Origin of the sequence: Bradyrhizobium sp. 23 (assembly GCF_023073295.1) — a bacterium.
GTDB lineage: Bacteria > Pseudomonadota > Alphaproteobacteria > Rhizobiales > Xanthobacteraceae > Bradyrhizobium > Bradyrhizobium canariense_D.
The window spans coordinates 241,318-252,318 of sequence record NZ_JADPJF010000064.1; the positions used below are offsets into that span (position 1 = coordinate 241,318).

General features: G+C 63.3%; 11 protein-coding genes and 1 pseudogene. 3 read left to right on the forward strand and 9 right to left on the reverse strand.

Translation table 11 applies throughout. The features are described 5' to 3' along the window. Positions 1–263: pseudogene (locus tag IVB32_RS16280) on the forward strand (hypothetical protein); the annotation flags it as partial. Between the two features lie 179 nt (positions 264–442). On the opposite strand, the gene IVB32_RS16285 reads toward IVB32_RS16280, so the two are convergent. The 6 genes from IVB32_RS16285 to IVB32_RS16310 all read right to left on the reverse strand — a co-directional run bounded on the left by IVB32_RS16285 (position 443) and on the right by IVB32_RS16310 (position 6,030). Beyond that, positions 443–937, reverse strand: coding sequence for a hypothetical protein (locus tag IVB32_RS16285; RefSeq protein WP_085351116.1), 495 nt, complete (start codon positions 935–937; stop codon positions 443–445). A gap of 176 nt (positions 938–1,113) precedes the next feature. Further along, positions 1,114–1,845, reverse strand: a complete 732-nt coding sequence (locus tag IVB32_RS16290; protein ID WP_085361723.1) for an aspartate/glutamate racemase family protein — start codon at positions 1,843–1,845, stop codon at positions 1,114–1,116. Between the two features lie 20 nt (positions 1,846–1,865). Beyond that, positions 1,866–2,744, reverse strand: a complete 879-nt coding sequence (locus IVB32_RS16295; protein WP_085351118.1) for an ABC transporter permease — start codon at positions 2,742–2,744, stop codon at positions 1,866–1,868. A gap of 3 nt (positions 2,745–2,747) precedes the next feature. After that, complete coding sequence (locus IVB32_RS16300; protein ID WP_247371645.1) at positions 2,748–3,707, reverse strand: ABC transporter permease; 960 nt, start codon at positions 3,705–3,707, stop codon at positions 2,748–2,750. Between the two features lie 4 nt (positions 3,708–3,711). After that, complete coding sequence (locus IVB32_RS16305) at positions 3,712–5,001, reverse strand: PotD/PotF family extracellular solute-binding protein (protein ID WP_007602563.1); 1,290 nt, start codon at positions 4,999–5,001, stop codon at positions 3,712–3,714. Between the two features lie 42 nt (positions 5,002–5,043). Then, positions 5,044–6,030, reverse strand: a complete 987-nt coding sequence (locus IVB32_RS16310) for an ABC transporter ATP-binding protein (RefSeq protein WP_085396144.1) — start codon at positions 6,028–6,030, stop codon at positions 5,044–5,046. Between the two features lie 265 nt (positions 6,031–6,295). Between IVB32_RS16310 and IVB32_RS16315 the strand changes: the two genes are divergently transcribed. After that, positions 6,296–7,003 carry a GntR family transcriptional regulator gene (locus tag IVB32_RS16315; protein WP_085396146.1) on the forward strand — a complete coding sequence of 236 codons (708 nt, stop codon included), beginning with the start codon at positions 6,296–6,298 and terminating at the stop codon, positions 7,001–7,003. A 42-nt stretch (positions 7,004–7,045) separates the two neighbouring features. On the opposite strand, the gene IVB32_RS16320 is transcribed toward IVB32_RS16315, so the two are convergent. The 3 genes from IVB32_RS16320 to IVB32_RS16330 form a co-directional block, all read right to left on the reverse strand. Then, complete coding sequence (locus IVB32_RS16320; protein WP_247299768.1) at positions 7,046–7,975, reverse strand: tripartite tricarboxylate transporter substrate binding protein; 930 nt, start codon at positions 7,973–7,975, stop codon at positions 7,046–7,048. A gap of 163 nt (positions 7,976–8,138) precedes the next feature. Beyond that, positions 8,139–8,951: a helix-turn-helix domain-containing protein gene (locus IVB32_RS16325; RefSeq protein ID WP_247371649.1), complete on the reverse strand. Its 813-nt coding sequence runs from the start codon at positions 8,949–8,951 to the stop codon at positions 8,139–8,141. A gap of 341 nt (positions 8,952–9,292) precedes the next feature. Next, complete coding sequence (locus IVB32_RS16330) at positions 9,293–9,550, reverse strand: hypothetical protein (RefSeq protein WP_018455344.1); 258 nt, start codon at positions 9,548–9,550, stop codon at positions 9,293–9,295. Between IVB32_RS16330 and IVB32_RS16335 the strand changes: the two genes are divergently transcribed. Continuing rightward, positions 9,542–11,001: CYTH and CHAD domain-containing protein (locus tag IVB32_RS16335; protein ID WP_247410741.1), on the forward strand; the 1,460-nt coding region annotated here is incomplete at its 3' end. The two genes, IVB32_RS16330 and IVB32_RS16335, sit on opposite strands and share 9 nt — an antisense overlap.

An 11,001-nucleotide genomic window follows, 5' to 3' on the forward strand; every position in this document is an offset into this window, starting at 1 on the left:
GTGGCTGGGGCCATGGTGGCGGCTGGGGTCATGGCGGCCACTGGCATGGCGGTGGCTTCTGGCCAGGCGTCGCCATCGGTGCCGGTATCGCCGGCGCAGGTTACTACGGCGGGTATTACGGCTACGTCCAACCGTATTACGGCAATCCATATTGATATGGTACCGGATACGATGATGGCGGTTATGGCGGCTGCTACGTTGTGCGGAAGCGCGTCATGACGCCATCGGGCTGGCGCGTCCGCCCCGTGGATGTCTGCGAATAGGCGGCGGTACCCGTCAAAAAACAAGGCCGTTGACGCAATATACCGTCAACGACCTTGCCAGCCCCGGACATTGAAATCGGCTCACGCCATCCGGTAACGGCGAGCATCGCTTGGAATCACACGGGCGAATGTGATCCAGTTCACAAGTCCAAAAATTTAAGGGTGGCGGCGCCGGCTGCTCAGCCGCGCGAGCGCTTGCGTGCACTGGCATGGACACGATGCCGTGCAGGTTTCCTGCGGGTAACTGAGGGAGTCTCCGCCTCGCTCGCCCGGGCGCTGGCAAAGGATTGCCGCAGGCCATCGATGGACTCGTTGAGTGTCGTGACCTGCTCGGACAGACGCTTGGTGTCGGCCTGCTGGAATGCGAGCAAGCGCTTCACACTCTGGAGCTGGTCTTGCACGACCTGGAGCTGGTCAATCGATTCCTGCTGGGTTGCCTCCAGCCCCTTGGTCTTCTCGACCAGCTGCTCGGATGCCTGTGCGGTGCGAGCCTGCAGCTGCCGCGACGCCACCACCCGGTCGGTCTCAGGGGCCGCACCGGTATAGGCACGCCAGATCGCGATCGAGGTCACCCCCGCGATCAGGAGCAGGAGCGCGGCGGCGGTCAGCGCGATAGGCTGGGCGCCAAGGCGAAGGAGGGGATGGGACCGCGTGTCCTCTGCGAGATCGATCATCGCTGACAAAACCCAAATTGAAACTTGGTGAGTGGCGAAGACCGGCAACCTGAGGTTACCGGGGCGTCCCGAAAGCGTTACGTGTCGGCAAGGAATGGGACCAAAAAGAGGCTAAGAGCAAAAAAACCAACAATCAGGATGCCTTAGGGCATCCGTGCCCCCGTCAGAGGCAGAGATCAGGGCTGAAACAGCGAAAACGGACCGGAATAGGTCTTCGAGCGCGGCGCCGCGTAGGGCCCGAGCCGGGAGGTCTTCAGTCCCAGTCGCACCAGTGATTCTGCCAAGGTCACCGCGGCGGCGACGCCGTCGATCACGGGCAGGCTGTGCGTGGCGGCGAGTTCATTGGCGAGATCGGCCATGCCGGCGCAACCGAGCACGATGGCCTCTGCGCGATCGTCGCGGATCGCGGCCGTGATTTCCGTAGAGATTTTTGCGAGCGCATCGGTGTTGCGCTCCTCGAGCGCGAGCACCGGCACCTCGGCGGCGCGGACGCGCGCGCAGCGTTCGGCGAGGCCGTATTTCCGCAAATTATGCTCGATCGGCACGATGGAGACACCGAGCGTCGTCACCACGGCGAAGCGCGCGGCAATCAGGCTCGCCATGTGGAAGCCGGCCTCGCCAATGCCGATCACTGGTGCCCTTGCCGCAGCGCGCGCGGCGTCGAGGCCGGTGTCGTCGAAGCAGGCGATGACATGCGCATCCGCGCCGTCGCGGTCGGCCTCGCGGATGCAGCCGAGCATGCCCGGCACCGCGAACGCCTCGTCGTAAAATCCCTCGATCGAGACCGGGCCCATCGTGGGCTGGCGCGCATCGATCACGGTGTCGGGCAGGGCGACCGCGCGCGCGGCAGCGGCGATCTTCACCGTCATGGACGCAGTGGTGTTGGGATTGACGACGTGAAGCCGCATCGGATCAGACAAGCCCCTTCTCAGACAAGCCCTTTGCCGGCGTCCGAGCCTTTGGCCGCCTGTCGCTTGTTGAGCATGTGGATGGTGCCAAGCGCAAGCGCGATCACCGTGAACGAGACGGCCGAGATCACGGTGCCGAGCGCATAGATGTCGGGGTTCGTCACGGTGGTGGTGAGTCCCTGGAGATCGAGAGGCAGCGTGTTCACCGCCCCGATCGCCTGGCTGGAACGCGCGAGTTCGTCCCAGGACAGTGTGAAGCCGAACAGTCCAATGCCGATCACGGAGGGCAGGATGATCGGCAGCACGACATGGCGGAACGCCTGCCACGGTGTCGCACCGAGATCGCGCGCGGCTTCCTCGAGCCTGGGATCGAAGCGATTGAAGATCGCGAACATGATGAGAAGGCCGAACGGCAGCGTCCAGGTCAGATGTGCACCGAGGCCCGAGGTGAGCAGACCCATCGAGGTCTCGAAACTCTCGTTCCAATGCGCCTTGATCAGATCGTCGATGATGCGGAATTCAAGCGAGATGCCGAGCGAGGTGATGATCGAGGGCACGATGAGGCTCGCGATCGCGGAGTAGAACAGGATGCTTTGCGCCTTGAACTTGCGGCGAAACGCCATGCCCGCTGCGACCGACAGCACGACGGTGACGATCATCACGATAATGCCAAGCAGCAGCGAACGGCGGAAGGCGGCGCCGAGATCGACGATGCCGGTGCCCTGGAACAATTTTGCGATCCAGAAAGTCGATACACCGTTCATCGGGAAGGTGAGGCCGCCCTGCGGTCCCTGGAACGACAGCACATAGATCGCGATCATCGGGCCGTAGAGGAACAGCGTGTAGGCCGCGAAGAAGATCGCGAGCACGTAGAAAGAGCGCGGGCGTCCTTCCTTCATGCTCTAGAGCTCCTTCTTGATGTCGACGATACGCGACATCATGGTGATGATCAGGAACGTGATGACGAGCAGGATCACGGCATTGGCCGCTGCTGCCGGGAATTGCAGCGCATTCACCCGCGTCTCGATGATCTTGCCGGCGGCCGCGATCTGCTGCCCGCCCATCACGCCGATGGTGATGAAGTCGCCCATCACGATGGTGATGACGAAGATCGAGCCGATCACGATGCCGGGTTTTGCCAGGGGAATGATGACGTTGACGAGCGTCTGGAAACCGGTCGCCCCGGCGTCATAGGCGGCCTCGATCAGCGATTTGTCGATGCGAACCATTGAGTTGAAGATCGGCACCACCATGAAGAAGGTGAAGAGGTGCACCAGCGCCAGCACCACGGAGAATTCGGAGAACAGCAGCCATTCAACGGGATGGTTGATCAGCCCCGTCTTCACCAAGCCTGAGTTGACAAGGCCATTGCGCCCGAGCAGCGGAATCCAGGCGATCATGCGGATCACGTTGGAGGTCCAGAACGGGATCGTGCAGAGCAGCGACAGTCCCATCTGCCAAGTTTTCGACTTGACGTGAAAGGCGAGGAAGTAGGCGACCCAGAAGCCGATGAAGAGTGTGATGACCCACACGATGAAACAAAGCTTCAGCGTCTTCAGATAAGTCTTGGCGATCGTGCAGAGATCGGGGAGCTGCGCGATGCAGCCCTCGAACGTGTCGGTGTAGCCGCGGCCCGAGAAGGCCGGCAGCAACTGGTATTCGTTGTAGTCCCAGAACGAGACGATGACGACGAAGACGAGCGGGATCAGGAAGAAGGCGAGGAACACCAGCATCATCGGCCCGGCCTGGAGCCAGGAGATGAAGGAGGGTGACAGCCGCGCCGCTTTGTTGCGGCGCGCCGTCTCCGATCCCCGGACCAGGTCCGGAGATGCCTGTTGCAAAATGTCCTCCGACGTGTCCATCAGATTACGCCGCGATGAACTCGTTCCACTTGCGGACCATGTAGTCGTTCTCGTCCATCACGGCGTTCCAGCACGCGACGCCGCCCATGCGGTCCTCGTAGGAGCCGCCGTCGCGCACGGCGCCAGCCTTCTCGAGCAGCGAGCCGTCGGGCGCCTTGATGTCCTTCTCGGCCGCCTTGCCTTCCATCCAATAGGCCCACTCGTAAGGCTCCATATGCGCCTTCGCGGTGGAGAGCACGGCCGAGTAGTAGCCCTGGCGGTTGAGATAGGCGCCGGCATAGCCGGACAGGAACCAGTTGACGAACTCATAGGCCCATTCGAGCTTCGCACCCGAGACGCCCTTGGAGACGCAGAAGCCGGAGGCCCAGGAGCGATAGCCTTCCTTGAGCGGCTGGAAGGTGCAGGCAATCCCCATCGAGCGGACCTTCGTCACCGCCGGCGACCACATCGACTGGATCACGGTCTCGCCCGAGGCCATCAGGTTGACGCTCTCGTTGAAGTCTTTCCAGAAGGCGCGGAACTGGCCCGCCTTCTTGGCCTCGGTCATCACCTTCATGGTGAGATCGATCTCTTCCTTGGTCATGTTGCCCTTGTCGGCATATTTGTACTTGCCGGTGGCTTCCACGACCATCGCGGCATCCATGATGCCGATCGAGGGGATGTTGAGGATCGAGGCCTTGCCCTTGAACTCGGGGTTGAGCAGCTCGGCCCACGAGCTGATCGGACGCTTGATGATATCGGGGCGAATGCCGAGCGTGTCGGCGTTGTAGACGGTCGGGATCAGCGTGACGAACTCGGTGGCAGACGTCGCGAACTTCTTGGAGTCCTTGCCTTCGAGATAGAGCACCTTCCAGGGTGCGGTGCCCTGGCCGCCGATCTTCTTGCCGCCGGGCGTGACGCCCTTGGTGAAGACCGGCGTGATGTTGTCGAATTCCTTGATCTTCCTCGCGTCGAGGGCAAGGATGTTGCCCGACGGCACGATCTTCTTTAGCGCGAAATATTCGGTGTCCAGCACGTCGAAGGAATTCGGCTGGGTCATCACGCGCTTGGTGACGTCGTCGGTGGTCGCGGTGATATATTCGATCTTGATGCCGGTGTCCTTCAGGCACTGCTTGGAGATCTCGTCACCCTCGTTCACTGCGGTGCCGAGATAGCGCAGCACCTTCGGCTCGGCCGACATTACATAGGGAAAGCCTGTGATGGCGCCGGAGCCCGCGGCAAGTCCGGCGAGACCCGCGGTGCTCTTCAGTAGCGTGCGGCGGCTAAGGCCCTTCTTCCTGGTCGTTTCGGTCATATCACTCACTCCTCTGTTGCGCATTCCGGTGATTGATCGGCGCTATTGCAGACGTTGCGCCTTGGCGGGATCCCAGATGGCCAGCACGCGATCGCCCGGCCGGAACTGGTGGACGTCGAAGGCGGCCTCGGGAAGGTGGGAAAACAGGGCGGTCCCGTCGTCGAGCGTGAGCGAGACGGCGATGTAGGAGCCTTGGTACTCGGTCTGGGTCAGTAGCGCGGGCGCGCCGAAGGCGCCGTCAGTGAACGGCGCGATGCCGAGCTGATCGGCGCGCACGGCGATGAGTTTGCCTGCGTCGCTGAGGACGTTGTGACCGCCGATGAAGCGCGCCACGAATTCGGTGCGGGGGTGATGGAAGATGTCGCGGGCGCTTCCCTGCTGTTCGATCCTGCCCTGGTTCATCACCACGATGTGGTCGGCCAGCGCCATCGCCTCTTCCTGGCCGTGCGTGACCTGAACGAAGCTGATGCCGAGCTCGCGCTGCAGCCGCTTCAATTCGCCCCGCATCTTCACCCGCAGGAACGGATCGAGCGCCGAGAGCGGCTCGTCGAGCAACAGGATCTGCGGCTCCGTGATCAGCGCGCGGGCGAGCGCGACGCGCTGCTGCTGGCCGCCGGACAGCTGTGCGGGGAGGCGGGCCGCATAGGGCGTCATCGCCACCAGCTCGAGCAACTCGCCGGCGCGCTTGTGCCGCGTCGCCCGGTCGATGCCGCGCATTTTCAGGGCAAACGCCACGTTGTCGAGCACGGTGAGGTGCGGAAACAGCGCGTAGGACTGGAACATCATCGCCGTGCCGCGCTTGGCGGGTTCGAGATCCGTGACGTTCTGCGGACCCAGGATGATGTCGCCTTCGCTGACGGCCTCGTGGCCGGCGATCATGCGCAAGGTCGAGGTCTTGCCGCAGCCGGAGGGGCCGAGCAGGCAACAATAAGTGCCGGCCGGGATTTTCAGATTGACGGTGTCGACCGCCAGCGTCGTGTCGTAGCGCTTGGTGACGGCGACCAGTTCGAGGGCGGCGGGAGTGGCCATGGCGTGTCCGGGGCGAGGGCGATGCTGCGCCTCTCTCCGCAAGGTCCATGCCAATCGCGCTTGAATCGTTCTCGGCCGGCCGAATTCCAAAACAGTGCAGCGGAGTCAGATCGTTAGATCGAATCCCACGGGCTTGGGCGGTTCGCTGCCTTCGCAGTTGCGTGCACACAAAACAGGCGCGGATTGTATAAAGTTTCGCCTGTGATTGGATACAGCTGGTCGATTAGGATTCAACGCCCTCGTCGACGATCGAGTCCTCACCCCCATGGCCGTCAAGTCCCGACCGAACTCCGACGCGCCAGATGCGAGCGATCGCGTCAGCCGCATCCGGGAAGGTGTGACTGCGGCGATCCTCGAGCATCGCCTGTTGCCCGGCACGAAACTCGGCGAGGACGAGATCGGCGAGATCTACGGAGCAAGCCGAACGCTGGTTCGCACCGCGCTGCAACAGCTCGCGCACGAGGGCATCGTCAACATCGAGAAGAACCGCGGCGCCTTCGTCGCGCGGCCGACGCCTGCGGACGCCCGCGAAGTGTTCGAGGCGCGCCGCCTGATCGAGCCGACAATCGTCGATCACGCCGTTGACGCGGTGTCGCCGGCCTGGATCGGGCGTCTCCAGCGGCATCTTGCCGAGGAGCGCGAGGCGGAGCTGCGTGGCGATGCGCGTGCTTCGGTCCGCCTCTCCGGCGACTTCCATCGACTCGTCGCCGAGATGAGTGGCCACAGCATCTATCTTGGTTTTCTCAAGGAGCTGATCGCGCGGTCCTCGCTGATCATCCTGCTCTACCGCCGGCACGACACGCCGGCCTGCGGCACCGATCATCACGCCGGAATCGTCTCCGCGATCCGCAAATGCGACAGGGAGGCCGCGCGCGCGCAGATGTTGTCGCATCTGAACGAGATCGAGGCCGAGCTGTTTCTGAAGGATCCCGCCGCTGACGAGTTGCGACTCGCGGACGTGCTCGGGGTCTGAGCTCAACGAGGCGCGTCCGCACCCGGCTGGGCGCGACGGCGGCTATTGCGGCTCTAATCCGAGAGTCTTGATCGACTCGAGCCAGATCGGCCCTTCCTTTTCGTAGAGCGCAATCGAGGATGCGCGATCCATGGCCGGCTGGTCGACGCCGAAGGCATCGAGCAGCTTCTGCACGCGCTCCGTCTTGCCGCCTTCGACCATCAACTTGGCGAGCATGTCGATCCGGTCTGCCGGCATCGCAGCGGGCGCCACCAGCGCGGTAAAACTGATGAGCTGGAAGACATTGCCCGTGACCCCTTGCTCGGCAAATGTCTTGGTTTCGGGCAGCTTCTTCATGCGCACTGGTGTCGGCACGGCAATCGGGCGGCCGATGCCGGTATCGAGCACCGGTAGCGCAGCCTGATAGCTGCCGACGGCCGCCTGGATCACCCCCGCGGCCAGATCCTGCCACATCGGCGCTTCGCCGCGGTAATGCACGATGGAAATGTCGAGACCGAATTGCCGGTTGAGCTCGGCGATCGCAATATGTGCGAACGAGCCGATGCCGTACGAGCCGGCCGTGACCTTGTTGCCACGTGCGTACGCGACGAACTCTTCGATCGTCTTTGCATTGGTGGCGGAATGGACCACCAGCGGCAGATGCCCCGAAGGCGTCATCGCGACGATCGTGAAATCCTTGTCCGGATCATAGGCCAGCGATTTCAACAACAGCCGGTTACCGAGCAAGGTGGACGAGATCGTGTACATCAGCGTGTAGCCGTCGGCCGGGGAATCCTTCACCGACTGTGCCGCCAGCGCACCGCTGGCTCCGGTTTTGTTTTCGACAATGACCGGCTGGCCAAGCTTCTGCGAGATATAGTCGCCATAGGCGCGGGCGAAGGCATCGGTGATGCCGCCTGCCGGCGTGGAGACGACGATCCTGATTGCCCGGGTCGGCCAGGCTTCGGCCAAAGCCGTTTCAGAAGCGGCCATCGTCAGGCATGCCATCGCGGCAGCCCAAATTCTCGCGGATGTCCGCACTTCGGCCTCCCCTTTTCCCTGTGTCATTGGGCAGCAGGCAGCCGCCGCAACGAGGTGTCACACGGGCAGGAAGGGGGGTCAAGAAATCAAAATATCGTTTCACTGTGTGAAATGATCATCGCCGACCTGCAGGAGAACCCGGCGCAGCAAGCTTGGCACCGAGCGCCTCGGCAAGTGCGGAAGCGACCTTCTTCATCGGCGGTACGAAGCGCCGCACACCGTCCTCCAGACCGACCGCCTCGCGAAGCATCATCACGTTCATGCTGCCGAACAGGCGATTCCGCAAAACGACGGGTACGCCGATCGCCCACACTGCGCCCCCGAAGACGCGGCGGCTGTAGGGCTCGTCCATGACTGCGAACCCCGCGCTACGGATCGTGCGCAGCACTTTGGCAAGTCTGCCGGGATTGCGCGCCAGATCGTTCCAGGGCTCCGGACCAAGGGCCAGCCGTGCGGCAATGCGCTCCTGCTCGGCGGGTTCGCAGAAGGCGAGATAGGCGCGTCCCATCGAGGTGCCGAGGACGGGAAAGCGAAAACCCGGCGGGCGGCTGAACAGCAGCGATCCATCGACGCGCGTCGTGTGGGCGATGACCATGGACTCCTGATCGAGCACCGCGATGTCTGACGGCCAATGGATCTGCTTGCGGAATTTGTTCAGGATGGGTTCGGCGATGCCGCCAATCCAGGTCGGCTCATCATAGCCTGCGCTGAGCAGCAGCGCCCGTCCCGTCGGCGCGTAGCTGGCCGGCTCGGTACGACGTACCACATAACCTTCATGTTCCAGCGTCTCGAGCATGCGGACGATCGTTGACTTGTTCAGCCCCGTCGCCTTGTGCAGCGAGCCGACGGTCGACTGCCGTTCCTGATTGATCACCCGAAGGACTTCGAGGCCCCTGGACAACGCGATGACGGGACGGAACGACGTCATGCCAACTCCTTGTGATTGCCTGTGCCGCTAGCCGATGAAGCAACGGCCGGAGGGACAGGGCAGCGCGCTCGACGCCATCGCCACCGATTGCGGGAAGGTTGGCATGAGTCAAGCTCGCTGACGCGTTCATCTCGGTTTCGAGAAGGGCGGGATTCGCAGTCAACTCGATCGCTTGCTGTGCCCAGCGGCAATTTAGTTCCTGTGGTCAAGCTGGATTGTGCGCTCCCAGCCTCGTGTGGACGGTAGGGCGCTGCGACGTCACGTGACTATTCCTCGCGAGCCACACCGGCTATAGGATGGCGCTCTGTCATCGAACTGTCATGTTACCGTAAATGCTGAAGTCAGACGCAACGCCGGTTCGCAAGGCTCCGAGCGCGCGGGATGGAAATCCTGTTGCAAGGGAAAACAAGAGAACGCAAGTCGTTGCTGGCTTCTTCAGGCAGCGTGAGCCGGCCGAACTCGTCGCGGAACCTGTGATCGATCAGACGCCATTGCAAGACGCGGAACCGGCAACGGAACCACTGCGGTCGAGCGCTGCCGCGCATGGTGCCGGTGAGATCGAGCTCAAGCTTTTCGTCGATGCCGATCGCATGGCGCATTTCAAGGCCGCGCCTGTGATCGCGATGAACGCGCGCAACAAGGGCGCGCGCAAACATCTCAAGTCCGTCTATTACGACACGCCGGAGCGGACGTTGCGTCGCCACGGCTTGAGCTTGCGCGTTCGTCAGAGCGGCGCGCGCTTCGTGCAGACCGTGAAGACCGATGCGGTGGACGATCCGCTCCGCCGTGGTGAGTGGGAGATGAGGGTACTGTCGCTTGCGCCCGATCTCGGTTTGGCAATGCCGTTCATTCCCGAGAAGCTTCGCGGCAACCTGGAAGCGCAGCCGCTCGAATCGGTCTTCACTGCCGATGTCCATCGCCATGCGCGGCCGATCGAACTGCCGTCAGGCACGGTCGAGATCGCCTTCGACCAGGGTGAGTTGACGGCCGGCGACCGTTCACTGCCGGTGAGCGAGATCGAGCTGGAGCTCAAGAGCGGCAGCGCGAGCGCGGTCTACGAGATCGCGCTGCGGCTCGCGGAGCACGGCGACGTAAAGCCGTCCATTCGCTCCAAATCGGCACGCGGCTTCGATCTTGCCGCCGACAAGCCACCCTCGGCGCGGCGTCCGCGAAAACTTCGTCTCGATCCGTCGGTGACATTGGACGAGGCGTTCGCGACAATCCTGCGTTCCTGCTTCCTCCATTTGCTTCAGTCGCTGCCGGCGGCCGAGGATGGCCGCAATCCGGAAGGAATCCATCAGCTGCGCGTCTCGCTGCGCCGGCTTCGATCGGCGTTGGATCTGATGGGGTCGGTCGGCGCGCTCAGCAATCTCGATGCGCTGCGGTTGGAAGCCAGATGGCTGGCGCAAGAGCTCTCCGCCGCGCGCGACTGGGATGTGTTCCGGCTCGATACCTTGCCGAAGATCGCAACAGCCTGTCCGTCGGTCGCGGGCTTCGATGCACTGGGCCTGGCTGCGGCCGGGCGCCAGTCCGACGCCTATCGCAAGGCGCATGGCGCCCTCGAAGATCGCCGCTGCGCCATGTTCCTGCTCGGCCTCGGCAACTGGATCGAGGCGCGGGGCTGGCGCAACGACGTCGCCACCGAGGATCTCGGCCAGCTCGCCGAACCCGCGGCCGACTTCGCGGCACGCATCCTATCGGCGCAATACGCCAAGGTGCTCAAGCGCGGCCGCCGCTTCAAGTCGCTTTCCGCCGAACAGTTGCACCGCCTGCGGCTCGCGACCAAGCGGCTGCGCTATCTCAGCGAGTTTCTGCTGCCGCTGTTCGCAGACCGCAAATCCACGCGAAAATTCTCGCGAAGGCTCTCCGGCTTGCAGGAGCAGCTTGGCGCCGTCAACGACATGGCGGTTACGGCATCATTGCTGGACGGGCTTGATGCCGAGCCCGACGGCACCATCGCCGCGGCGGCGATCGCAGGCTGGCAGGCGCGCGCGTCGATCGGGGTGCAACCCGTCCTGCAAAGCACATGGCGCGATTTCACCGTCGCGCG